General features: G+C 31.8%; 27 protein-coding genes and 1 other RNA gene. 19 read left to right on the top strand and 9 right to left on the bottom strand.

Annotated elements, in window-relative coordinates; all coding sequences use genetic code 11:
- The first annotated feature begins 485 nt into the window (after positions 1-485).
- From thrA to L3X39_RS08445, 10 genes are all read left to right on the top strand, one after another.
- Positions 486-2930, top strand: coding sequence for a bifunctional aspartate kinase/homoserine dehydrogenase I (gene thrA / locus L3X39_RS08490; protein ID WP_237231356.1), 2445 nt, complete (start codon positions 486-488; stop codon positions 2928-2930).
- Positions 2931-2933: 3 nt separating this feature from the next.
- Positions 2934-3863: a homoserine kinase gene (locus L3X39_RS08485; protein ID WP_237231355.1), complete on the top strand. Its 930-nt coding sequence runs from the start codon at positions 2934-2936 to the stop codon at positions 3861-3863.
- Positions 3863-5155, top strand: a complete 1293-nt coding sequence (gene thrC, locus L3X39_RS08480) for a threonine synthase (RefSeq protein ID WP_237231354.1) — start codon at positions 3863-3865, stop codon at positions 5153-5155. The genes L3X39_RS08485 and thrC overlap by 1 nt, the downstream gene beginning before the upstream one ends.
- Positions 5156-5207: 52 nt before the next feature.
- The gene (locus L3X39_RS08475) at positions 5208-5447 is read left to right on the top strand and encodes a CBU_0592 family membrane protein (protein WP_237231353.1); all 240 of its coding nucleotides are present in this window, start codon (positions 5208-5210) and stop codon (positions 5445-5447) included.
- A gap of 142 nt (positions 5448-5589) precedes the next feature.
- Positions 5590-5934: a hypothetical protein gene (locus L3X39_RS08470; RefSeq protein ID WP_237231352.1), complete on the top strand. Its 345-nt coding sequence runs from the start codon at positions 5590-5592 to the stop codon at positions 5932-5934.
- A gap of 255 nt (positions 5935-6189) precedes the next feature.
- Positions 6190-7272: a glycine cleavage system aminomethyltransferase GcvT gene (gene gcvT / locus L3X39_RS08465; protein ID WP_237231351.1), complete on the top strand. Its 1083-nt coding sequence runs from the start codon at positions 6190-6192 to the stop codon at positions 7270-7272.
- A 14-nt stretch (positions 7273-7286) separates the two neighbouring features.
- On the top strand, positions 7287-8126 hold the full coding sequence (locus tag L3X39_RS08460; protein ID WP_237231350.1) for a sugar nucleotide-binding protein: 840 nt from the start codon (positions 7287-7289) through the stop codon (positions 8124-8126).
- Positions 8127-8218: 92 nt separating this feature from the next.
- Complete coding sequence (locus tag L3X39_RS08455) at positions 8219-8512, top strand: 4a-hydroxytetrahydrobiopterin dehydratase (protein ID WP_237231349.1); 294 nt, start codon at positions 8219-8221, stop codon at positions 8510-8512.
- Between the two features lie 71 nt (positions 8513-8583).
- Positions 8584-9303: a YebC/PmpR family DNA-binding transcriptional regulator gene (locus tag L3X39_RS08450; protein WP_237231348.1), complete on the top strand. Its 720-nt coding sequence runs from the start codon at positions 8584-8586 to the stop codon at positions 9301-9303.
- A gap of 51 nt (positions 9304-9354) precedes the next feature.
- Positions 9355-10341 carry a Gfo/Idh/MocA family protein gene (locus L3X39_RS08445; RefSeq protein WP_237231347.1) on the top strand — a complete coding sequence of 329 codons (987 nt, stop codon included), beginning with the start codon at positions 9355-9357 and terminating at the stop codon, positions 10339-10341.
- On the opposite strand, the gene L3X39_RS08440 is transcribed toward L3X39_RS08445, so the two are convergent.
- The gene (locus L3X39_RS08440; RefSeq protein ID WP_237231346.1) at positions 10338-11072 is read right to left on the bottom strand and encodes an NYN domain-containing protein; all 735 of its coding nucleotides are present in this window, start codon (positions 11070-11072) and stop codon (positions 10338-10340) included. The two genes, L3X39_RS08445 and L3X39_RS08440, sit on opposite strands and share 4 nt — an antisense overlap.
- A 152-nt stretch (positions 11073-11224) precedes the next feature.
- Between L3X39_RS08440 and L3X39_RS08435 the strand changes: the two genes are divergently transcribed.
- Positions 11225-13819, top strand: coding sequence for a zinc-dependent metalloprotease (locus tag L3X39_RS08435; RefSeq protein ID WP_237231345.1), 2595 nt, complete (start codon positions 11225-11227; stop codon positions 13817-13819).
- 171 nt (positions 13820-13990) lie between these two features.
- Here the strand turns inward: L3X39_RS08435 and L3X39_RS08430 are convergent, their stop codons facing one another.
- Genes L3X39_RS08430 through L3X39_RS08400 form a run of 7 tightly spaced genes read right to left on the bottom strand, consistent with a single transcriptional unit; the run spans position 13991 to position 19765 of the window.
- Positions 13991-14539 (bottom strand): 1-acyl-sn-glycerol-3-phosphate acyltransferase, encoded by a 549-nt coding sequence (locus L3X39_RS08430; RefSeq protein WP_237231344.1) that lies wholly within the window; start codon positions 14537-14539, stop codon positions 13991-13993.
- 1 nt (position 14540) lies between these two features.
- Positions 14541-15623, bottom strand: coding sequence for an iron-containing alcohol dehydrogenase family protein (locus tag L3X39_RS08425; protein ID WP_237231343.1), 1083 nt, complete (start codon positions 15621-15623; stop codon positions 14541-14543).
- A 48-nt stretch (positions 15624-15671) separates the two neighbouring features.
- On the bottom strand, positions 15672-16289 hold the full coding sequence (locus tag L3X39_RS08420; RefSeq protein WP_237231342.1) for a CatA-like O-acetyltransferase: 618 nt from the start codon (positions 16287-16289) through the stop codon (positions 15672-15674).
- A gap of 4 nt (positions 16290-16293) precedes the next feature.
- Positions 16294-16998, bottom strand: a complete 705-nt coding sequence (locus L3X39_RS08415; RefSeq protein ID WP_237231341.1) for an HAD family hydrolase — start codon at positions 16996-16998, stop codon at positions 16294-16296.
- Entirely contained in the window at positions 16989-17717 is a 729-nt protein-coding gene (kdsB, locus tag L3X39_RS08410) for a 3-deoxy-manno-octulosonate cytidylyltransferase (protein WP_237231340.1), read from the bottom strand. Before kdsB ends, L3X39_RS08415 begins: the two co-directional genes overlap by 10 nt.
- 47 nt (positions 17718-17764) lie before the next feature.
- The gene (locus L3X39_RS08405; RefSeq protein ID WP_237231339.1) at positions 17765-18331 is read right to left on the bottom strand and encodes a DUF4126 domain-containing protein; all 567 of its coding nucleotides are present in this window, start codon (positions 18329-18331) and stop codon (positions 17765-17767) included.
- A 9-nt stretch (positions 18332-18340) separates the two neighbouring features.
- A complete protein-coding gene (locus tag L3X39_RS08400) occupies positions 18341-19765 on the bottom strand; it encodes an ATP-dependent DNA helicase (RefSeq protein WP_237231338.1) in 1425 nt (474 codons plus the stop codon).
- Positions 19766-19893: 128 nt separating this feature from the next.
- On the opposite strand from L3X39_RS08400, the gene L3X39_RS08395 reads away from it, so the two are divergent.
- The 5 genes from L3X39_RS08395 (at position 19894) to L3X39_RS08375 (ending at position 23445) form a co-directional block, all read left to right on the top strand.
- Positions 19894-20631, top strand: coding sequence for a hypothetical protein (locus L3X39_RS08395; protein ID WP_237231337.1), 738 nt, complete (start codon positions 19894-19896; stop codon positions 20629-20631).
- A complete protein-coding gene (locus L3X39_RS08390) occupies positions 20615-21436 on the top strand; it encodes a DUF3822 family protein (RefSeq protein WP_237231336.1) in 822 nt (273 codons plus the stop codon). The genes L3X39_RS08395 and L3X39_RS08390 overlap by 17 nt, the downstream gene beginning before the upstream one ends.
- Entirely contained in the window at positions 21436-21969 is a 534-nt protein-coding gene (gene rsmD, locus L3X39_RS08385) for a 16S rRNA (guanine(966)-N(2))-methyltransferase RsmD (RefSeq protein ID WP_237231335.1), read from the top strand. The genes L3X39_RS08390 and rsmD overlap by 1 nt, the downstream gene beginning before the upstream one ends.
- Before the next feature lie 172 nt (positions 21970-22141).
- On the top strand, positions 22142-22663 hold the full coding sequence (locus L3X39_RS08380) for a nuclear transport factor 2 family protein (RefSeq protein WP_237231334.1): 522 nt from the start codon (positions 22142-22144) through the stop codon (positions 22661-22663).
- Positions 22664-22692: 29 nt separating this feature from the next.
- A complete protein-coding gene (locus tag L3X39_RS08375) occupies positions 22693-23445 on the top strand; it encodes a hypothetical protein (protein WP_237231333.1) in 753 nt (250 codons plus the stop codon).
- A gap of 59 nt (positions 23446-23504) precedes the next feature.
- Here the strand turns inward: L3X39_RS08375 and rnpB are convergent.
- Positions 23505-23825: RNase P RNA component class A (gene rnpB / locus L3X39_RS08370), an RNA gene on the bottom strand.
- Between the two features lie 246 nt (positions 23826-24071).
- Between rnpB and L3X39_RS08365 the strand changes: the two genes are divergently transcribed.
- The 3 genes from L3X39_RS08365 to L3X39_RS08355 are packed head-to-tail and all read left to right on the top strand — an operon-like array spanning position 24072 to position 25683.
- Entirely contained in the window at positions 24072-24641 is a 570-nt protein-coding gene (locus L3X39_RS08365; protein WP_237231332.1) for an RNA polymerase sigma factor, read from the top strand.
- Positions 24642-24645: 4 nt separating this feature from the next.
- Positions 24646-24822, top strand: a complete 177-nt coding sequence (locus L3X39_RS08360; protein ID WP_237231331.1) for a hypothetical protein — start codon at positions 24646-24648, stop codon at positions 24820-24822.
- A gap of 30 nt (positions 24823-24852) precedes the next feature.
- Positions 24853-25683 carry a mechanosensitive ion channel family protein gene (locus L3X39_RS08355; protein ID WP_237231330.1) on the top strand — a complete coding sequence of 277 codons (831 nt, stop codon included), beginning with the start codon at positions 24853-24855 and terminating at the stop codon, positions 25681-25683.
- Positions 25684-25757 lie beyond the last annotated feature (74 nt).

The following is a 25757-nucleotide window of genomic DNA, read 5'->3' as shown; positions in this document are numbered from 1 at the left end:
AAATTGCATACAAATTACATTTTATCGTAAAAATATGTATTTAAACGATATTTAGCTTGAAATTACTTCATTCAGTTCTATAATTTTAACGTTAATAATTGAATTTTTGTTGTTAAACAACTTAGAAGTGATAATGCTCTCAACAGAACTATATTAAAGATTTTTTAATGCTTATTTTAAAAACCGAATTTTCTTAAATTAAACTTGACTGATAATAAGAATACCGCAAAAAAAATTAATTAGTTTTTTTATTAAGCTAAATGTGATACTTTTGGCTAGTATTATATTAAGTATAATGAATCATTCAAGCCAAAATACAACTGTTCTTACTTCTTTTTCATTAAAAGGAACACCTTCTATTTTTGCTACTTATACAAATACTACAACCCTTTGGGGTTGCTAGTTATATATTCTTCAGGCTATTTTTGTAATTTTTTAAATTACAGTGTTTCAAGTATTATTTTTAATTATCAATATATTAAAACATGAAAGTTTTAAAATTTGGAGGAACTTCTGTAGGTTCGTCAAAAAACATAAATAATGTCATCAATATTTTAGAAAATTATTCTAAAAAAGATACGGTTGTCTGCATAGTTTCTGCAGTTGGTGGAATCACAGATAAACTGTTGCTTGCTGGAAGACAAGCACAAAATAAAGACAATGGTTACATAGAGACTTTTAACACCATAAAAGACATCCATTTTAATATCATTAACGAATTAAATCTCGATAAAAGTTCACCAATTGTAGAGTCAGTAGATATTAAATTAAATGCTCTTAAAAGTCTATTAGACGGTATTTTCTTAATAAATGAATTATCACCTAAAACATCTGATAAATTAGTAAGTTTTGGTGAAAAACTATCTTCTTTTATCATAGCTGAAACTATGAAAAACAGAGCGTTATCAGTTGAGCACAAAAACTCTCAAGATTTAATAACAACAAATTCAAACTTCACCAAAGCTGAGGTTTATAGCAGCATAACAAATAAAAGTATTCAGGATTATTTTAAATCTGCTACTCAACGTATAACCATTTTACCAGGATTTATTTCTAAATCTAAATTAGGTGAAGAAACCACATTAGGTCGTGGCGGATCAGACTTTACAGCGGCAATTGTTGCTGCTGCATTAAAGGTTGAACAGTTAGAAATTTGGACAGACGTAAGTGGTATGTTTACCACAAATCCGAAATTAGTAAAACAGGCCTACCCTATCGAAAAAATTTCATATCAAGAAGCCATGGAGTTGTCGCATTTTGGTGCTAAAGTTTTATATCCTCCAACAGTTCAGCCAGTATTAGATTTAAATATCCCAATTCATATAAAAAACACCTTAGAACCTCATGCCGTAGGAACTATAATTTCGAATGATGTAGCTAACGGAAATTATACCGTAAGAGGAATTAGTAATATTGAAAACATTGCTTTGTTAACATTACAAGGTAGTGGAATGGTTGGCATTCCAGGGTTTTCTAAACGTTTGTTTGAAACCTTATCACAAGAAAAAATCAATGTGATTCTAATTACTCAAGCGTCTTCAGAGCATTCAATTTGTTTGGGTATTGATGAAAACGATGCCGAAATTGCAAAAACGACTATTGACGCTACTTTTGAAAACGAAATTGCTTTACACAAAATAGATCCAATCATAGTAGAAAAAGAGCTTTCTATCATTGCTTTAGTTGGTGATAACATGAAAAGCCACCAAGGTATTAGCGGTAAAATGTTTAGTACGCTCGGAAAAAACAATATTAACATTAGGGCGATTGCTCAAGGAGCTTCTGAAAAAAACATTTCGGCAGTTATTGCCAAAACAGATGTAAAAAAAGCACTCAACTCATTACATGAGCAGTTTTTTGAAGCCAAAACAAAACAGCTTAATGTGTTTATTACTGGTGTAGGTAATGTAGGAGAAAAACTTGTTGATCAAATTAAACAACAACGCAAATATTTAAAAGACAACCTTAAAATTAACATGCGAATTGCCGGCTTATCAAACTCCAGGAAGATGATTTTTGATGAAGATGGTATTGATTTAAATACTTGGAAAGAGCAATTGGCAGAAGGTGAAAAAGCATCACTAAACGGCTTTTTTGAAAGCACTAAAAAGTTAAACTTACGTAATAGTATATTTGTTGATGTTACAGCTAATAACGAAGTAGCAACCCTCTATGAAAAATATTTAAGACAAAGTATTGGCGTTGTTGCTTGTAATAAAATAGCGTGCTCTAGTGATTTAGAAAATTACAAATTATTAAAACGGTTATCTTTAAAATATAACGCACCATTTTTGTTTGAAACTAATGTTGGAGCAGGTTTACCAATTATTGATACACTCAATAACTTAATTGCATCTGGAGATAAAATCACTTCAATTCATGCAGTTTTGTCAGGAAGTCTGAATTTTGTTTTCAATAATTTTAATGATTCAACAAAGTTTTATGATGTAGTTAAACAAGCTGCCGCTGAAGGTTATACTGAACCTGACCCTAGAATTGATTTGAGCGGTGTTGATGTAGCTAGAAAAATATTAATTCTTGCTCGTGAAAGTGGTGTTGAAATGAATTTAGAAGACATTGAAAACACACCATTTTTATCAAAATCAGGACTTGAAAGTGGTTCCGTTGATGATTTTTACAAAACTTTGATAAAAGATGAAGCACATTATCAACAGTTATATGCGTCTGCAAAAGCCAAAAATTGTCAGTTAAAATATGTGGCTCAATTTAATAATGGTAAAGCAAGTGTGGGCTTGCAAGAAATTCCAATAGGTCACCCATTTTATAATTTAGAAGGGAAAGATAATATTGTGATGTTCTATACCAAACGATACCCTGAGCAACCTATGATTATTAAAGGTGCTGGAGCAGGAGCCGATGTTACAGCTTCAGGTTTATTTGCAGATATTATAAGAATTGGAAACGATTAAATAATGAACGAAATAAAAATATTTTCTCCAGCTACCGTAGCAAATGTATCCTGCGGATTTGATGTACTAGGGTTTTGCTTAGACAGTGTTGGTGATAACATGGTAATTAGAAAATCTGGCAAAAAAGGTATTCATATTACTAAAATTGAAGGTTTTGATTTGCCTTATGAAACTGTATCGAACGTTGCTGGTGTATCTGCATTGGCAATGTATGATAAATTAGACGTAGATTTTGGTTTCGAAATTGAAATATATAAAAACATAAAACCAGGTAGCGGAATTGGTAGTAGTGCTGCCAGTGCTGTGGGTAGTGTTTTTGGAATGAATGAACTTTTAGGAAGACCTTTTAATAGAACACAATTGACCCAATTTGCCATAAAAGGAGAAGCATTGGCTAGCAAATGCGAACATGCTGATAACCTTGCTCCTGCCATTTTTGGTGGTTTTACTTTAGTGAAAAGTATTTCTCCGTTAGAAATTTTGAATATTCCTTCACCAAATAATTTATACGCTACTATTATTCATCCTCAAATTGAAATAAAAACATCGGAGGCTCGTGCCATTTTACCTAATGAAATACCTTTAAGTAAGGCCATAACACAATGGGCAAATTTTGGGAGTTTAATACACGCTTTACATACAAATGATTACGAATTAATTGGAAATTCTTTAAATGATGTGGTTGTAGAACCCTACAGAAGCAAACTTATTCCTCATTTTGATGACGTCAAAACCGAAGCAATAAAAGCTGGCGCTTTAGGAGCTGGAATTTCTGGTTCTGGGCCTTCAATATTTTCATTAAGCAAGGGATTAGTTAATGCAATGAATGTGAAAGAAGCAATTAAAAATGTATACTCTAAAACAGAAATTACTTTTGATATCCATGTTTCAAAAATTAACAATGAAGGTATTAAAATTTTGAATTTAAAATAATGAACTATTACTCATTAAATCATAAAGCTCCCATTACATCATTTAAAGATGCTGTTATAAAAGGATTAGCACCAGACAAAGGCTTGTATTTTCCTGAATCAATAACACCTTTACCTCAAACGTTTTGGGATAATATTGATAATTTATCTTATGCAGAAATTGCTTTTCAAGCCATTAATCAATTCGTTTCACCTGAAATCCCCGAGGATACATTAAAAACGATTGTTGAAGAAACTTTATCTTTTGATTTTCCTGTCGTCAAATTAAATGACAATATTTCAACTTTAGAGCTTTTTCACGGACCAACTATGGCATTTAAAGACGTTGGCGCTCGCTTTATGGCGCGTTGTTTGGGGTATTTCAATGAAAACAATAGTAATGAGGTTACAGTACTTGTAGCTACTTCAGGTGATACGGGTGGCGCCGTTGCTAATGGTTTTTTAGGTGTTAAGGGTGTTAATGTGGTGATACTTTACCCTAGCGGAAAAGTAAGCGATATTCAAGAAAAACAGCTTACAACACTTGGTGAAAATATAAGAGCCTTAGAAGTTAATGGTACATTCGATGATTGTCAAGCCATGGTAAAAAAAGCTTTTTTAGACGAAAGCTTAATTAGTAAAATGCAATTAACTTCGGCAAATTCAATTAATGTAGCACGATGGTTACCGCAATTATTCTATTTTATATTTGCATACAAACAATTACATAATCAACATAAAAATATTGTGTTTTCAGTCCCTAGTGGTAATTTTGGTAACATTTGTGCGGGAATTATGGCGCAACAATTAGGATTGCCAATAAAACATTTTGTAGCATCAAATAATGCCAACAATGTAGTAACAAGGTATTTAATTTCGAAGCTTTACGAGCCGAAACCTTCGGTACAAACCATAAGTAATGCTATGGACGTTGGTGCACCAAGTAATTTTATTCGCGTTCAGGAAATTTATAAAAATGATTTCAAAGCTTTAAAGAATAATCTCTCCTCATATAGTTTTACAGATAACGAAACCAAAGATGCCATGTTAGAAATTTATAACAATTTTAATTATGTAGCAGATCCTCACGGTGCCGTTGGTTATTTAGGATGTAAGACATATTTAAAAGATAATCCCGATGCACATTGCGTGTTTTTAGAAACAGCGCATCCAACCAAGTTTTTAGATGTCGTTGAAGAAGTAATAAAGGAGGAACAAGTATTACCAAAACAAATCCAATCGGTTATGGGTAAAGAAAAAGAATCAACCGTTATTTCTACTTATGATGAATTGAAAGAGTTTTTATTAAGTTAATATTACCATTTCTAATTTGATGTGGAATCAACTTTAAAAAACACGTACTATAATGACATTAATAGACTGGATAGGATTTATAGGTGTATTTCAAATACTATTGGCATATTTTTTAAATGTTATTGGTAAAATCTCCAATACACATATAGCATTTATTTTACTTAATCTTGTTGGGGCTTCTATGGCATGTTTAGCCTCTATTCTTATAAACTATTGGCCTTTTATAATACTAGAAGCAGTTTGGGCTTTGGTGTCTTTATATGCCCTTTTTAATTATAAAAAGAATCATTAAATTAAGAACGTTTTTTCTTTTAATCAAATTTGACTTTGTTAGAAAAAAAAGATAACTTCGTTTACTTGTGCTGAACTTGTTTCAGTAACTCCGGACATGAGCATTTAAAAAAGGTCATATCATAGCATTAACTACAATTAAAATGAAACAAATAATCTTTATTTTGTTGACTTCAATAATATTGAGTTGTAATCAAAATCATAAAAAAGATGACTTTTTGGGAATTTGGGATGTTGTATCTTCAACTGATTTTGAAACGGGGGAAGTAGAATTGCTAGAAAAGGAGTTTGTGGAATTTAAATTAGATTCACTTTATTTGATTTCGGATTTTGAGGTGAATCAAGTTTTTGCATGGCGAATTGAAGGTGATTCTATATTTTTAGATGAGGATGGTTCTGTTTATATTAAAGAGTTGACGGCCAATAATCTGGTTGTAGAATATGATTTTTTTGGTAAAATACAATTGGTGTTAAATAAAAGAAAGTAGTTAACATCGTGTAAAAATAACCGCTTGGTTCTAGCCTATTCCGAAAATCCTGATGACTTCCCCCTGGTTCGTTTCATTTTTATTAAATTTAGTTGCTTAACCACGACTTACAATTCACAAGCTGGTTAAGTAAACTTCATAAAACAACTCTAAAATCTAAAACTAATTCTAGAAGCTTTTCATTCTTCCACGAAAGTAATATCTATAAATTTTCAATACATTTGCCCATCATAATATTTTATTCAAAAAAAGCAAATGAAAAATACTGCATTATCATCAACTCACGAAGCGTTAGGAGCTAAAATGGTGCCTTTTGCGGGCTATAATATGCCTGTCCAATACGAAGGTGTAAACACAGAACACGAAACTGTTAGGAATGCTGTAGGTGTGTTTGATGTATCGCATATGGGTGAGTTTTTAATTGAAGGCGAATATGCGTTAGAATTGATTCAAAAAGTATCAAGTAATGACGCTTCAAAACTTACTGTTGGAAAAGCACAATACAGCTGTTTACCAAATGATGATGGTGGCGTTGTTGACGATTTAATTATTTATCGCGTAAAGGAAGACACCTATTTACTGGTGGTAAATGCGAGTAATATTGAAAAGGATTGGAATTGGATACAATCTAAAAATGATGTAGGTGCTACGATGCGGGACTTAAGTGAAAACTATTCACTTCTTGCCATTCAAGGTCCAAAAGCTATTGAAGCCATGCAATCTTTAACAAGTCATGATTTATCTGCTATCAATTTTTACAATTTTGTAGTAGGTGATTTTGCAGGTATCGAGCATGTTATTATTTCGGCTACAGGATATACTGGAAGTGGCGGATTTGAAATTTATTGTAAAAACAACGAAGTCAAGCAAATTTGGGATAAAGTTTTTGAAGCTGGTGCTGATTTTGGTATCAAACCTATTGGGTTAGCCGCACGTGATACATTGCGCTTAGAAATGGGATATTGTCTTTATGGGAATGATATTGATGATACGACCTCGCCTATTGAGGCTGGCTTAGGTTGGGTATGTAAATTCACAAAAGATTTTACAAATTCTGAAGCCTTAAAAAGAGAAAAAGAACAAGGTCCGGAGCGCAAATTAATAGCTTTTGAATTAGATGAACGTGGTATTCCGCGACATGGTTATGATATTGTTGACAGCAATGGAAAAACGATAGGCATAGTAACTTCCGGTACGATGTCTCCAAGTTTAGGAAAAGGCATTGGTTTAGGATATGTTCCAACTGTTTTTGCTGACATTGGTAGTAAATTAAATATTCAAATACGGAAAAATGCCATTCCTGCAACAGTTGTAAAACTCCCCTTTTATAAAAAATAATATTTTCTTGGTTAATGAAAGAGACGGGGAAAGAAAGTAAACATACCATACTGATATTAGGTGCTAGTGGCTTTTTAGGGAGCGCTATTTATAAAGAACTATGCCCCTATTTTAAAACTTTTGGCACCTACAATACCAGCAATAAATCTTTAGAAAAAAACCATCACTTCTTTGAATATAATTTTGAAGATGATGATATTTTTGAAATTCTTGAAATAGTAAAACCGTCCATCATAATTTCAGCGCTCCGTGGTGATTTTTCAAAACAAGTACTGCTTCATCAACACCTTTCTGAGTATATTTTTAAAAACGATTCTAAACTTATTTTTCTATCGTCTGCTAATGTTTTTGATGCTTACAGCAAATACCCAAGTTACGAACAAGACAAGACCTACAGTAATAGTATTTACGGGCATTTCAAAATAAAAATTGAAAACATGCTTTTGCGTTTACCAAAAAAGCGAGTCGTAATTTTAAGATTACCTATGGTATTTGGAAATCAATGTCCTAGAATATTAGAAATGCATCAACATATTAACGAAAATAAACCCATTGAAATATTTCCTAATTTAATCATGAATGTTAATTCAGATAATAAAGTAACACAACAAATTCACTATATCATTAATAGAAATAAAACGGGCATATTTCATTTAGGAAGTTCAGATTTAGTGCATCATGATGATTTTATAAAGGAAATTATTTCAACCCTAAATTTAGAAACCAAAGCAATATTTAAACACGTTTACACTACCAATGACGAAAGATATTTAGCAGTATTGCCAAAATACAACCTATTGCCTAAAAATTTAAATTTGAACAGTCAGGAAATATTAAATGAATTAAAAGTTTAAGTCATAACCTCTTCAGCTTAAAAACCAAGCGCTTTATTTGACTTTAAAAGCGTAAATGATTACATTGTATTAAAATATAATTCGATATTATTATGGATAAATTATCTGATCAAGACATAGAAAAAAGAATCCTTCGTTTCCCTGATTGGGAATATTATGACAATGCGTTACACGCTGAATTTGAATTTGAAAACTTTAAAGATTGTTTTAGTGCCATGAGCAGAATAGCCTTTGAATGTGAAGCATTAAACCATCATCCAAACTGGTCAAATGTTTATAATGTTTTAACCATTTCATTATCCACACATGATGCTAATGGAATCACAGAAAAAGACTTTAAGCTTGCTGAAGCCATTGAAAATATTGTTGAGCCAGAAGACGAATAAATAAACACATAAATTATTTGGGTTAGTAGATTTTTTTAAATTTGCCATCAAATAAATCAAACTATTATACTATGGGAAGAGCTTTTGAATTTAGAAAAGCAAGAAAGATGAAACGTTGGTCTGCCATGAGTAAAGCTTTTACTCGCATTGGTAAGGATATTGTTATGGCTGTAAAAGAAGGAGGTCCAGACCCAGATAGTAATGCCCGTTTAAGAGCAGTAATACAGAATGCAAAGTCTGTAAACATGCCTAAAGACAATGTTGAAAGAGCGATTAAACGAGCAAGTGATAAAAACCAAGGTGATTACAAAGAAGTTATTTTTGAAGGCTATGCTCCGCACGGTATCGCTATTTTAGTAGAAACTGCAACAGATAATAACACCAGAACTGTAGCCAACGTGCGTAGTTATTTTAATAAATGTGATGGAAGTTTGGGAACATCTGGGTCGGTGGTTTTTATGTTCGACCATACTTGCAATTTTAGAATAAATGGAGAAGGCTTAGACCCTGAAGAAATAGAATTGGAATTTATTGATTATGGCGCTGAAGAAGTTTTTGTTGATGATGATGGCATTTTAATTTATGCTCCTTTTGAAAGCTTTGGTGCTATACAAGCGGCACTGGAGGAAAAAGGTATTGAAATACTATCTTCGGGTTTTGAACGTATTCCACAGGTTACTAAAAAGTTAACACCAGAGCAAGCAGAAGATGTTGAAAAACTTCTTGAAAAACTTGAAGAAGATGATGATGTACAAAACGTATATCACACCATGGAAGAAAGTGAAGAATAATAATTAAGATAATTAAAAAGAGAGTACTAGTACTCTCTTTTTAATTTTTATATGAGCCAACAAAAGAACATAATAAATTGGGGTATTATAGGTTGTGGCAATGTAACTGAAATAAAAAGTGGTCCAGCATTTAAAAACACAGAGGGTTTTAATTTAGAAGCTGTTATGCGTCGTGATGCAGAAAAAGCTGAAGATTACGCAAAAAGACACACTGTAAAAAAATTCCATACCGATGCTGATGAATTAATAAACGATAGTGATATTGATGCAATTTATATTGCAACACCTCCCGATACACACCACTATTACGCATTAAAAGTTGCCAAAGCAGGAAAACCTTGTTGTATTGAAAAGCCTATTACACCCAATTATCATGAAGCCTTAGAAATATATGAGGTGTTCAATAAAGCAAACATCCCACTATTTGTAGCCTATTATAGACGCTCTTTACCCCGCTTTTTAAAAATAAAGGAATGGTTAGATGACAAATTAATTGGTGAAGTAAGGCATATAACCGCTCATTTAAGCAAACCTGCAAGTAAAGTTGATGTAGCAAAATCATACAATTGGCGAACTGATGCCAACATTGCAACTGCTGGTTATTTCGATGATTTAGCGAGTCATAGTTTAGATTTGTTCACATTCTTTTTAGGAAATATTAAAGAAGCATATGGCGTAAGCATCAACCAACAAAATCTTTATACCGCAAATGATGCGGTTTCAAGCTGTTGGTTACACGAAAATGGAATTACAGGCTCTGGAACTTGGAATTTTGGTTGTAATGACCATGTTGATGATGTTGTTATTTATGGGAATAAAGGCACTATAGAATTTTCAATTTTTCATGAAAACCCTGTAGTTTTAAAAAGTAGTTTAAAAAATGAATCTATTTTTATAGAAAACCCTAAGCATATTCAAACACCTCATGTAGAAAACATGAGAGACTATCTTTTTGACAATAGTAAAGTGCATCCATCTACAGGTGCTACTGCTTTACATACTAGTTGGGTAATGGATAAAATTCTTGGAAAAATTTAATTTTTATTTCTTACATAAATAAGTTTAAATCGCCCGTTACTTTGGTCACGTTGTTCCATTTCAAACTGAGGTAGCGATTTAAAAAGAGGGGTTAGTTTTTGAAACCCAAAATTACGAGAATCAAAATTAGGTTGTTTTTTAAGTATTAACGAACCAACATCACCTAAAAATGCCCAACCATCATCATCGGCAGCATCATCAACAGAATTCTGAAGTAGTTTTATCACTTTAGGTGTTATATTATATAAGTTTTCCTTTTTGGCTTTTCCACTCTTAGCTCCTTTTTCACTTTCGTCGGATGCCAAAATTTCCAAATAAATAAACTTATCGCAAGCAACAATAAATGGATTTGGAGTTTTTTTCTCTCCCATACCGTAAACGACCATGCCTGCTTCACGCAAACGTGTTGCCAATTTAGTAAAATCACTATCAGATGATACTAAACAAAATCCGTTAACTTTTTCTGAATACAAAATATCCATGGCATCTATTATCATTGCAGAATCAGTTGCATTTTTACCGGTAGTATAACCATATTGTTGTATAGGTGTTATGGCGTTTTCAAGTAGAATATGCTTCCATTTTGACAAATGCGGTTTGGTCCAGTCTCCATATATTCTTTTTATCGTAGGTGTACCGTATTTCGTGATTTCTTCCATCATTTCGGAAATGTATTTTGAAGGGATATTATCTCCATCTATTAATACGGCAATTTTTGTGTCTTTTATCATAGTTTATAAAGATACTGAAATATAACAGAAGCCTACGAATAGACAGAAATAAATATTTTAACTTTTATTTAGACATTTTAACATTTGTTTATCATTATTTTTACTTCCGACTAATTCAAATAACAAGGATACTTTCCTAAAATTATTTCAATATGAAACTAAAACACACTATTAAATTTGCAATGTTACTCTTTGTAACTGGTTGCTTTTTAACTTCAAATTCTGTTGAAGCACAAAACAGAAAAAAGAAAAAAGATAAAAACCAGACCGAAGCAGCAGTAGCACCAGAAAAAAAGTCGAAAGAGAAAACGATTAAGGATTTAACTAAATCTAGTAAAAAAATCGAAGGACTATTTACCATGTATCAAGATACCATTACGGGGTCTTTACAGTTACTAATTTCAGAAGATCAAATCGGTAAAGAATATATTCACTTCAGCCAGGTTGCTGATGGTGTTTTAGATGCTGGAAGAATTAATAGAGGCTCATACCGAGGTTCTAAAGTATTTAAAATTAAAAAGTATTTTGACAAAATAGAGTTTGTTACTCAAAATACCTCCTTTTATTTTGACCCAGAAAGTCCTTTGGCAAAATCGAAAGATGCCAACATAAGTTTGGGTAATATGGCTAGTTTAAAAATTGAAGCTCACGACAAAAAAGATGGTCTTTATTTAGTAAAAGCGGATGATTTATTTTTAAAAGAAACATTGTTACAAATAAAGCCTCCATCAAGACCTGGAACTCCTCCTACAGCTTTTAAGCTTGGGAGTTTAGATAAAGGAAAAACAAAAGTAAATGAGATAAAAAACTACCCAAACAACACTAATGTGAAAGTAGAATATGTATACTCATCACCTTCGGTTTTAAATGGTGGTTCTAATGCCGTTTCAGATGGTAGAAATGTGAGTATTAAAGTATTGCATGATTTAATTGAAATTCCAGATAATAATTATAAGATTAGATTGGATGACCCAAGAGTGGGCTATTTTACTACTCAAGTTGAAGATCAAACCTCAACGAGTTCGACACCTTATAGAGATTTGGTTCACCGATGGAATTTGGAAAAGAAAAATCCTGAATTAGCAATATCCGAACCAGTTGAACCAATAACCTGGTGGATTGAAAATTCAACACCAATGGAATGGAGAGAAACTATTAAAGAAGGTGTTTTACAATGGAATGAAGCCTTTGAAAAAGCAGGTTTTAAGAATGCTATGGTTGTAAAAATTCAACCAGATGATGCCGATTGGGATGCTGGTGATATAAGATATAACGTATTAAGATGGACGTCTTCTCCACGACCTCCATTTGGTGGTTACGGACCAAGTTTTGTAAATCCTAAAACAGGTCAAATTTTAGGGGCTGATATTATGCTTGAGTTCGTTCATTTTACAAATAGAGTTTTCTATGATAAAGTTTATGAATTAGCTACCGCTGAAGAACCTTATGAGTACAATGATTTTAATGAGAAAGACAATTTTTATTGTTCGTTAGGTCATTTAATGCATGATGATATCATGTTTGCCAATGCAGTGGCATCAGCAACTGGTACTTCTGATATGGAAATGGAACGCGTTAAGAGAGAATCGATGTTGGCTTTAATCATGCACGAAGTTGGGCATACTTTAGGGTTGAATCATAATATGAAAGCAAGTTATTTATATTCGCCTGAGCAATTAGCTGACCCTGAATTTATTAAAGGAAAATGTTTAACAGCTTCAGTAATGGATTATGCTACTTTAAACATTACAAGAGATAGAAGTAAACAAGGACAGTATGATGATGTTGCCGTGGGACCTTATGATATTTGGGCCATTCAGTTTGGTTATATGCCTTTTAAAACGCAAGAAGAAAGAGAAAATTTATTAAAACAATCAACAAAGCCTGAACTTATTTTTGGTAATGATGCTGATGATATGCGTTCTCCAGGTAAAGCGATTGATCCAAGAGTTATGACTAATGATCAATCTAACGACGCTATAAGATACTCTATAGATCGTATAGAATTGTCAAATGACCTAATGAAAACAGTTAAGGATAAATTTATTAAAGATGATGAATCGTATCAAGAACTTAGACGTGTTTATTATTTATTAAGTGGCCAAAAAGCTGGTGCAGCTAATGTAATTTCCAGATATATTGGTGGTGTTTATGTAGATCGGGCTATGGCAGGACAAGAAGGAGCGCAACAACCTTACACACCTGTGAGTCTTGCAGACCAAAAACGTGCTATGTCAGCATTAAACAAATATGTTTTTGCACCAGATGCCTTTGATGCACCGAATGATTTATATAACTATTTAGCAATGCAAAGACGTGGATTTGGTTTCTTTAGAGGACCTGAAGACCCTAAAATTCACAATCAAGTTTTAAATTATCAAAAAAATGTGCTAAATCATATTTTACATCCAAATACTTTACAACGTATAACAGACTCGGAATTATATGGAAATAAGTACACTTTGTCTTCATTTATGACTGATTTAAATAATTCAATTTTTAAAACGGATATTTATGGTAACGTGAATACATTTAGGCAAAATCTTCAATTAGAATATACAAATATGCTAATAGGAATGCTTACGGGTAAACAAAGTGGTAATTATACTAATAATGCTAAATCTATGGCATTATATAATTTAAAAGCCATAAGAAATATGGCTAACCCTTCTGGGGATGTGTCATCAATAGCGCACAAGCACCATTTAAGAACGCTCATAGATAATGCTATGAAAGAGATAAAATAGAATCTTTGATATGATTCTTAATTAAGAAAAAAAGCTACTCATAATGAGTAGCTTTTTGTTTTATGTAGCCAATGTTTCTTTTTAGGAACAAATAATTGTTTACTTTATGTTTCATAGCTACAATATCTATACGACAATTTTAATGCCAAGGTTTTTTATTTGAAAAAAAAATTAAGAATATTTGGGAATTTTGCCCTTTACATCTTTAAAAAAATTATGCATAAACTTAAAATCAGCTTCCATATCATCCGTAGGATAAAAAGGTTCTGAAATTTTGTTTTGTTTGTTTTCAAAATCAAAGGTAATCATGATAATTGGTACATTGGCCTTTTTTGCAATATAATAAAAGCCTGTTCTCCATTTATTTACCTTTTTTCTCGTTCCTTCGGGTGCCATCGCCATTCTAAACTCCTCTTTTTCGTTAAACAATTTAGCTATTGCGTCAACTTTATTTTCTTTTGTATGTCTGTCTATTGGCGCACCTCCTAAAGCTCTAAAAAACCAACCAATTGGAAATACAAATAATTCTTTTTTACCAACAAAATTTGTTTTTAAGCCAACTACAGAACGTAAGAGAATCCCAATATAGAAATCGTGCCAACTCGTATGCGGGACTGCAATAATTACTGCTTTTTTTATTGACTCTTTTGATAAATCGGTATTGCCAACAACTTTCCAGCCTAAAAGCTTCAAATAGATAAATTTGGCTAACCACTGCATATTACATTTTCAGATATAAATTCTTTAATTTATCAGGAGTAATTATTTTTTTCCAACCATCACCTAATGCATTTTCCCATAGAGGAACAAGACTAAGAGCAACATTAATCATGGTATCCAATTGAGTATCATTTAAATTAGCACAAATACCTTTAGGTAATTCAATATCATGTTTTGCCATCATTTGTTTAAAAAGCTTCACCCCTTCCGGGTAAAATTCTTCTAAATGATTAAAAACAATACAATTACCAATTCCGTGTTTTGTACCAAGTAAATAAGATAGCCCATAACTCATTGCGTGAGCAATACCAACTTGAGAATACACAATGCTCATGCCACCATGCCATGAGGCCATCATAAGCTTTTCTTGAGCTTCAATATTTGAAAGATTATTTTCAAAATAGATTTCTTTACACAACTCTAAAGCCATATTTCCATAACTTTCACTAAAGGCGTTTAGGTAAGTACCCGTTAAAGATTCTACACAATGAATATAACAATCCATACCCGTGTAAAACCACTGATCTTTTGGCACATCTTTAGTAAGTTCAGAATCTAAAATAACCTGGTCAAAAGGTGTATAATCTGAATTTATTCCCAATTTTTTTTCTGGTCCTGTGAGCACAGTCGTTCTTGAGACCTCGGCTCCAGTTCCGGATATAGTAGGAATCCCAACGTGATAAATTGCTGGGTTTTTTACCAAATCCCATCCTTGATAGTCTTTAGCTTCACCCTTATTTGTAAGCATAATAGATACTGCTTTGGCTAAATCTAACAAGGTCCCTCCTCCAATTCCTATGATTCCTGAAGGTCTATCTTTACTCATTAATATTATATCTTCAACAAGGGCGTCGACCTGAGAGGTTTTCGGTTCTTCTTTAGCTGAAATAAAGATAATTCTATCACCGTAGGCTAATTGTATTCTAGATGTTAACCAAGCATTGCTTTTAAACACATCATCAATTAAAAATATAAATGGAGCGTCAATGCTTAAGCGTTTTGGGGCTAAAACTTCGTTTATTTGATTAAAACTACCTCTACCAAAAATAACTCTTGGTACCATTGGAAAGTTCTTATAACTCATGTAATTCGTTTTCTTTTTCGATTGATAAAAATACCATTATTTTATAATCTATTGGTTTAAATAGCTTTGAAATTTTTCTGAAAATAATCCAATATGATATCCATCAACTAATGCATGATTCACGTTAATAGATACATTCATTATCAATTCGTTATTAACAGTTGTTGCTTTGCTAAAAGCTATTTTGGGCACTGAATCTAATATACCAGATACGGGTTCTTTTGTGCTTGAAAAATTAAACCAAGGCATTGCAGAACAATGTATACAGTCTAAACCGTTCTTTGGCGGATATAAATCATCCGTATTATTTATTCTATTTTTTTCACTTTCAATATTTTTAATAAACACATGCAAATCTTCATCATAATTAATGAATGAAAAACCATATGTATTATCACTTCTCATTATGGTTGGAGAAGCATGAATAAAATCATACTCAACCACGTTATTGTTTTCAATTCTATATTTTAAGTTATCTACCGAATTAATTGCTCGCATACAATCGTGCAAATATTTTGCAAAAAAGCTAATACCATTTTCTTTTGAGAAGTTATATGCTTTGGTAACATTAAAAGGTAAAGTAATTGCGAAATACGGGTCTGATAAAGCTGAAAAATGCTCGAAATGACGTTTTCTATTCCATGTATTTAAATCAATAATCCTCAAAATGCTAATTCAATATTTTTAATAATTCTGTTAAGGTATTTATAGTTTTATAAGCTTTCCCATTGGTTTCGGCTTCACTTACTTGCTCATGTGCCCAAGTTGTATGGAAAGGAATATGAATAGCGTGTGCCTTGATATTTACTAGTGGTAAAATATCTGATTTCAATGAATTTCCGATCATTAAGAACTCCGAAGGTTTTATGTCTAAATGATTTAACAGTTTTGAATAATTGGCTTCTTTTTTATCGCTCAAAACTTCTATATGATGAAAATAATCAGTTAAACCAGATTTTTCTAGTTTACGTTCTTGGTCAAGTAAATCGCCTTTTGTAGCTAAAATTATTCTATATTTTTTTGATAATGTTTTTAATACTTCTTCAACCCCATCCAATAATTCAACAGGCTTATTCAACATGTTTTTACCAATGTTTAGAATAGCCTCAATAGTTTTTGTAGAAACCTGATGATTTGATATCTCCAGAGCCGACTCTATCATTGACAAGATAAAAGCCTTAACACCATAACCATATAAATCTAGGTTTTTCATCTCCATTTTAAAGAGTTCTTGGTCTATTTTATTAATAGTTTCATAACTAGATAATAGCTTCCCAAACTCTATTTCGGCATCTCTAAAATACGTTTCATTTACCCAAAGGGTATCGTCAGCATCAAAGCCAATAACTTTTATTTTTTTATAATCTATTTCCATAGTTTTTTGGCACGTTCTAAATCTTCAGGAGTATCAATTTCAACTCCTTGTACATCGGTCTCAACCATTTTAATTCGCTTGCCGTATTCTAAATAACGTAACTGTTCCAGTTTTTCAGAAGCTTCAAGCGTTAGCATCGGTAAACGATAAAAATCTAAAATGGCTTGTTTTCTAAAGGCATAAACACCTTTGTGTTTATAATATTTCACATCTACTGTTTTATCTCTTGGGTATGGAATTGGGCTACGGGAAAAGTACAACGCAAAATTATTGTTATCGACAATAACTTTTACGGTATTAGGATTATTAATTTCGTCCTCATCGGTAATATGCACCATTAATGAAGCTAAGTCTACTTCCTTATTCGGGTCACTTTTAAAAACATTTATAAGCTTAGATAAAGATTCTCTATCCGTAAATGGCTCATCACCTTGTACATTAATAACCACATCAATATCTAAAAACTCAACTGCTTCAGCTATCCTATCACTTCCACAATCATGCTCTTTTTTACTCATTATGGCTTTACCTCCATGATTTGTTATTTCGTTATAGATAATTGAATTATCGGTTACAACAAACACATCATCAAATAAATTGGTAGCAACGGTTGCTTCGTAAGTTCGAAGAATTACTGTTTTACCATTAAGGTCTTGCATAAGCTTACCTGGAAACCGCGTTGCACTATAACGTGCAGGAATCATGGAAATTATTTTCATCTACATTATTAAAATATACTTCAAAAATACTATAAATATTAAAGATTTTAAGTTTTAGACGGTCTAAACTTTATATATAATTTGTAAATAACAAACAAGATTATAATAACTAAAATAAAAGCTAGAAATGGTAAAAAAATTGAAATTATAGACATAACTAGTGATGTACCAGTTTCAACGGTTGAAACAATTGGATTTGCAAAACCACCAGTAGTTGCTGTTGAAGTTATTCGTGTTGCACTTGATGACCCCGAGATAGCCGCGGCCGTTCCACCACCAGCTATAATAGCTAATGACCAAGTAATTACTGGGCTTAAATCGGCAACCGTAGATAACATAATGGCTGTTCCGGCCAATGCTGCCAAAGGCACTGAAATCGTATCCAGTAAATTGTCAATATATGGAATGAAATAAGCAAATATTTCTACCAAGGTAGCAACACCTAAAGTAATTAATGCCGTAGCACTACCAATCCATTGCCAAGATTCATTGAGTTGCCAAACATCAAAATAAGAAGCAAGACTCAACGCAAATAATGGCAGAAAAACTCTGAAACCCACAGATGCGGACAAACCAATACCCAAACAAATGCTAATAATCGTCTCAAATGTCATATAAAAAGTTTAGTCTTCAAAAAAATCATCTTTAAAGCCAATAAGATACAATTTTTCTTTGGCTCTGGTAACGGCGGTATATAGCCAACGTAAATACTCTTTGTCTATACCATTTGGTAAATAGGGTTGCTCTACAAAAACTGTATGCCACTGTCCTCCTTGAGATTTATGACATGTAATTGCATACGAGAATTTAACCTGTAAAGCGTTAAAATGTTTGTTTCCTTTAATCTTTAAAAATTTTCGATAATTACTGGTTTCATCTTCATAATCTTTTTGCACTTCTTGGTATAATCTATTTGAATCTTCGTAAGGCAATGAAGGTGATTCTGCTTCAATAGTATCTAACAACAAAACGGTTTCAAAAGAACGCATTTTAGGGTAGTCTACCATTCTAACTTTAACTTCTGCAAAGCGGAATCCATATAACTCTTCAATTTTGAATATTTCGAGTACCTCAATAATATCTCCATTAGCAATAAAACCTGCTTCGGTTGTTGGTTTTATCCAGAAATAATTGTTTTTAACCACCATTAGATAGTCACCTGGAGTCAGCTCATTTTCATTAAATAAAATACGATTTCTAATTTGTTGATTATACAAATTAGCGCGTTTATTACTTCTTACAATTATAGCTGTTTCTTCTTTTCCTAAATCGCTGTAAGCATCATTTATTGCATCCATAATTTCATGCCCATCAATTAGCCTAATAATATCTTTAAATCCATTTATGTCAAATTTAAATGAGTTATGAAAAGAATTAGATAAAGCTTCTCTTAAAACCGTCGCATTTTCAAGAATCCCTGAGTTTTGTTCTTGTCTTACAACTTCGTCAAGTTCCATTTTTGTAACCAGTTTATTGTAGTTTAAACTCAGTGAATCTTCATTAAGGGCAGGGCTTAAGTCTAATTTAACAGGTGGTAATTGGGCTGTATCACCAATTAAAAGTAATTTACATTGATGCCCCGAATAAACATATTGCATTAAATCATCAAGCAGCGAGCCATTTTCAAAAAGTTTAGATTCTCCAGGTGTATCGGGAATCATTGACGCTTCATCTACTATAAAAATGGTATTTTTATGTTTATTTGGTTGTAATACGAATTTAACACCCCCATTTTTTTCCTTTTTAGGAAAGTAAATCTTTTTATGAATTGTAAATGCTTCTTTTCCTGAGTAATTTGATATTACTTTGGCGGCTCTACCTGTTGGAGCCATTAAAACAGCACTCTTTTTCGCTTTCCAAAGATTAGTTACAATACTACCAATAATCGTTGTTTTACCAGTACCAGCATAGCCTTTTAATAAATATAGTGCATTGTTGTCCTTACTAAAAATAAACTCCGAAAGTTGTTGAAGGACAATATTCTGTTTTATGGTTGGATGGAACGGAAACTGTTGTTTTATAATGGAATAGAATTCGGATGCGGTCATTTAAAGAGGTTCCTTTTAATAAATTATTCAAAGATAGAAATGATTTTTACTACTATTGGTTTTTACGATTAAAAAAAAATTGTAGATTTGCTAAATACCATTAATAACTTTTTTAATTAAAACAGACTATGTTAAAATTTATTCTTGTTGCCGTTGCAGTGATATTAGTTACAATTGGCTTAGTGAAGTTAGTTGATAAATTCATACCTCAAAAATTTAAGCCTATACTAAACGTAGTCTTGTGGGTATTAATAGCATTTTTAGGTTACCAGACCTATATGTCTATCTACGAACCTATTCAGTTCAACAAAGTTAAGAACAAGCGTTATGCTGTAGTAATTGAAAGTTTAAAAGATATAAGAGATGCCCAATTAGCTCATAGACAGGTAACTGGTAAGTTTGCTGATAATTTTGATAATCTGGTTAAATTTATAGATACTGCGCAATTTACCATTACACAACGTCGTGACTCGAGTATCCTTGATGTAGAGTTAACAAAAAGATATGGTGTAGATACACATAAAGATATTGTAGTAATTGATACTTTAGGGTTTGCATCTGTTAAAGATTCTTTATTTAAAACATCCCCTAGGTATAAGACTATGATGAATGTACCTGTTGGTGAAGACGGGGCAAAGTTTAAATTACAAGCTGGATTTATTGAGCAAAACAATATTAAAATACCAGTTTTTGAAGCTTCGGTTTTAAAAAATGTTATTTTATTTGATCAAAATAAAGACCTCCTAATGCAAGAAAACCAAGTTGTATCGGTGGATGGTGTTAATGGCGATAAGTTGAAAGTAGGTTCAATGGATGAAGTAAACACAAACGGAAACTGGCCAAAAACTTATGGCTCTGCAGAATAAAAGTTCTAACAAGCTAACAAATTTAAAACTGTCCATTCAAATAAGTTTGAGTGGACTTTCTTTTTGTATCCTAAATTCTAATGACAATACAATAACGTTTTTAAAAGAAATTCACTTTAGTAAAAACTTAAATCCGTTACAGATTTTAGATAATTTAAAAGCAGAATTTAGCAAAGAAAAAGCATTATCTGGTCCGTTTTCAGAAGTTTGTGTTGTACATGATAATGATATTTCTGCATTAGTACCAAAACCATTATTTAAAGAAGATTGCTTAGCAGATTATTTAAAATTTAATTCTAAAATACTCAAATCAGACTTCATAACTTACGACGAACTTTTGGTAAATGATAGTGTAAATATTTATGTGCCATACATAAACGTGAATAATTTTATCTACGATAAGTTTGGTGCTTTTACATATAAACATGTATCTACTATATTAATTGAAAATATTTTACTTTTAGAAAAGCATTCAGAAACTGTAAAAGTTTATGTTAATGTAAGTAAAAACCATTTTGAAATTATTATTGTTGATAAAGCCAAATTATTACTTTATAATACATTTAAATACCAGACAAAAGAAGATTTTATATACTTTATCCTTTTTACTGCTGAACAGTTAGAACTTAATCCAGAAACCTTTAATTTAATTTTTCTTGGAGACATTACAAAAAACGACGAATTATATAAAATTGCCTATACGTACATTAGAAATATTAGTTTTAGCGATAGACAAGACTCTTATACTTTTGAAGATAAACCAAAATCAAGCTATTCAAATTTTGCTTTAATAAAAAGTTTTTAATGCGCATAATATCAGGAAAATACAAAAGTAGAAAAATTATTGCGCCAAAGAATTTACCTGTGCGTCCAACCACGGACATGGCAAAAGAATCGTTATTTAATATTATAAATAATCTTTATTATTTTGATGAAATTTCTGTGTTAGACTTGTTTGCTGGAACTGGCAATATTAGTTACGAATTTGCATCAAGAGGCGTAGAACAGATAACTTGTGTTGACCAAGATTTTGGATGTATTAAATTTATCAACCAAACATCTGAGGCATTTGAAATGCCAATTCAAACTATTAAGAGTGATGTGTTTAAGTTTTTAGAAAAATCTTCATTACAAACAGATATTATTTTTGCAGACCCTCCTTACAGTTTTTCTGATGAGGAGTTTTCAAAAATTCCAGAGCTCGTTTTTCAAAAAAATCTATTGTTTGAAAATGGTATTTTAATTATTGAGCACTCAAAGCATACTAACTTATCTCAGCTAAAAAACTTTAATTATTCAAAAAACTATGGCGGAAGCGTATTTAGTTTCTTTGAATAACTAAGCCTATAAACTTTATTTCTATAATTCTCTTTTTTTTCAGTATATTAGTATTCTCCTTAAGAGTCCCAGACTCTATACATACTTTTCACTCTGCAATAAAAAGTCATTCTTTTTATAACATTTGTTTATGGTATTAATTTTAATACTAACTTTTTAAACCATAAATAATATGAGAAAACTTTTTTTTATTGGATTAGCATTAATAGTATTTATTGCTTGTCAAAACAAACCACAACGTTATTTCGCTGATTCAGCTGAAATTGAAACAGTAAAGGCTGGAATAGCAGCTTACGAAAAAGGTGATTGGGACACGTGGAAAAGCCATTTTGCTGATACCGCAAAAATTTATGTGAATTCTACTAAACCAGTCAACATTGAAGATAGGGTAGTCGCATTAAAAGCAATGACGAGTGCTATGTCTTCATACGGATTCAATCATGAAAAAGAATACATCGAGATGGTTCTTGACAAAGAAGATGAAACTTGGGTTTACTATTGGGCTGCCCACAAAGGCACGTTTGCTGCGAGCAATAAAGAAATAATTATACCTGTACATCTCGCTTTACAATTTGTAGATGGGAAAATGGTGGAAGAGCATGTTTACTTTGATGCTACCGAGATGAATGCTGAATTTGCAGCTTTAGCCGCCGCTGCAGAAGCTCAAGAAACAGAATCTACCGAAGAAGAATAACAAATAGCTATTAACCAAAATTACAAATTATGAAAACTATTAAATCGACACTATTACTAGCATTAGTCTTTTGCATTTCTGTTAGCTCTTTACAAGCACAACAGATGTTTCAAGTCCATCAAGACAACGTAAACCCATCAAAAATTATGGAATATGAAGCAGCTGCTAAGGCATTTAATGAGGCTTGTAAAGAACATAATGTTCAAGTATCATGGGTTACAGCTACTACTAATGATATGAGGTATTTGTACATATCTCCTCTTGAAAACTTTGCTGAATTAGATAAAAATCCATTTTCAGATATGGCAAAAGCCATGGGTGATAAATTTGGTGAAATGTTTCAAGCGTTTGATAAATGTTATGATTCGCATACAACGTACACCATAACTTTGGTTGAAGATTTGACCTATATGCCCGAAGGTATTTCAATGACTCAGGATGGTCAGAATTATCGCAAATTTTTCTACATTTATTTTACACCTGCCAATGCAGCTAAAATAAGAGAAGGTATGAAAGCAGTAAAAGAGCTTTATTCTAAAAAAGGGTCGAAAGAATACTATCGCGTTTATAGAAATGGGTTTGGTACCGCTGAGGACTTTTATTTGGTAGCTGTTTCAGCTAAAGATGAAATTGATGGTGCCACTCGAGCAAAAGCAAATGAAAAGGTACTAGGAACTCAAGAAGAACGTTGGGAAGTATTTAGTAAAGTAATGAATTATGCTTCAAGATTTGAAGAAGTTTCTGGAGAGATGCGTCCAGACTTAGATTATTCGCCAAAATAATTCTTAACCCTAACTTATTAAATGGTAAACCCTTCTATAAGCATAGAAGGGTTTATTTATTTTTAAGCAAATCTATAAGCCGAATTCTGTTCATTCTGAACTTGTTTCAGAATCTCTTCTAAATAAATTCAAAATTACCTTATCATTTATCTGAATGTATTGTTACCAATACATTTTAGCTATCTACCCTCCAACAATCGAGCGTGCAGCCCTCAAACGTTGGTATACATGATATTGCACCACATAGAGTTTACCTGGTTTCACTACAGCATTACCTGTACATACTTTCTGTTGCACTTTTCCTAGCCTCACGGCTGGTGGCTATTAGCCACTATGTTGCACTACGGTGTTCGGACTTTCCTCCCTTAGTGCTGAACTTGTTTCAGTACCCTTTCAAATTAACTTTAAAGTCAAAAAGAATAAGATGCTGAAATAAATTCAGCACAAGAGCGATAAGGCGATTTACTTAAGTACAAAAATACAATAAACAAGTTTCTAATTCCAAAAATGAAATATATTAAAATGTACTTAACTTTAATATTTTCATAAAAACAACTATATTTTATTTTTTAAAGTGACTTTTTTTAAACAATGCAGTCATAATAATATAACTAACAATTAAATACTTGAAAACTGAAAGTAAGTTCCAAAATCTAACTGATGAGGAACTTGTAGAACAAATAACAAATACTAAAAACGACATCCTTTTTGAAGTTTTATATGAAAGGTATGTACATATAGTATATAACAAATGTTATGGTTTTACAAAAACTAGTATGGAAGCCGAGGACTTGTCGCAGGATGTTTTTGCTAAACTATATATAAAATTAAGTTCGTTTAAAGGAAAATCTAAATTCTCAACCTGGTTATATGCTTTTACATACAATATGTGTGTAGATTATGTTAAAGAGAAGGCTAAAAAGAAATTTGAACCTATTAAAAGAGATATTGAAGATTACGACAATTTACAAATAGACGTGGAAGACTCTTCCTTATTTCAATTAAAAGAGGATACCTTAAAGCTTGCACTAGAAGCAATTGCTCCAGAAGATAAAATGATTCTATTGCTAAAATACCAAGATGATTTTTCAATTAAAAATATCATGGAGGTTTTAAACATAAGTGAGAGCGCCGTAAAAATGAGGCTTAAACGAGCAAAATTGAGAATAATAGAAGCCTACAATAATTTAAGATAAGAGTATGCAAAACCCATTTAAAAAAATCTCTTTACCACCTCAAGAGGTGCCCAAAACATTAAAAAGTAAAGTGATGGCTGATGTTGCAAGAATTAAACTATTTATGGAAATAACTGAATTGTTTTCTTCTAACTATTCCTCGGCAGCTAAAGCATTTTTTGAAAAAAAGAAGAAAAAATAAAATAACTATTTAACTAAATAAAAATTAAAGATGGAAACAATTACAAGTATTCAGGAGTTAACACTTAATTCGCTTAATCAAATGGCAACAAACATCGCAGAAGTGGCTCCAAAGGTGTTATTTGCAATACTAATACTTATTATAGGGTGGCTAGTAACCAAAGTTATAGTCTTTATTTTAAAGCGAACTTTAAAATTTGCCAAAGCAGATAAGTTAACCGATATAATTAATGAAAAAGACTTGTTTGGAAAAACCGATCTTAAGTTTAATGTAACTTCAGTAATTGTAGGGTTTGTAAAATGGGTCATGTTTTTAGTGTTTCTTATAGTTGCTTCTGATATTATGAATTGGGAAATAGTATCTATCGAGATTGGAAACTTACTTCGTTATTTGCCTAGACTATTTAGTGCAATCGCCTTATTTATGATTGGCTTATATATAGCAAATTTTATTAAGAAAGCAATAAGAGGATTGTTTGAGTCATTTGATTTAGCTGGTGATAGAGCAATAAGTAGCTTAGTTTTTTATGTGATTATTATTACCATTACAATTACAGCATTAAACCAAGCGGGTATTGATACTGAAATTATAACTAATAACCTAACAATTATCTTAGGTGCTTTATTACTTACAGCAGCATTAGGTTTTGGGTTTGGATCTAGAGACATTATAAAAGGTCTTTTATTATCATTCTATTCGAAGAAAAATTTTGAAGTAGGTCAAACAATTAAACTTGATGATATTTCTGGAGAAATAATATCAATAGACAATATTTGCGTAAATGTAAAAGTAAAAGAAAATGAAATTGTCGTAATTCCAATTAAAGAATTAGTAGAAAATAGAATTACAAAAAAGGATTAATAATAACTAAAGGATTTTTATTGGAACCTGCAAAACCTAATCTAGTAAACAAAAGTGGTTGATTAATAGCAGAT

This window comes from Flaviramulus multivorans (assembly GCF_021728415.1).
GTDB classification, from domain to species: domain Bacteria; phylum Bacteroidota; class Bacteroidia; order Flavobacteriales; family Flavobacteriaceae; genus Sabulilitoribacter; species Sabulilitoribacter multivorans.
This window is presented reverse-complemented; position numbering and strand designations above follow the sequence as displayed.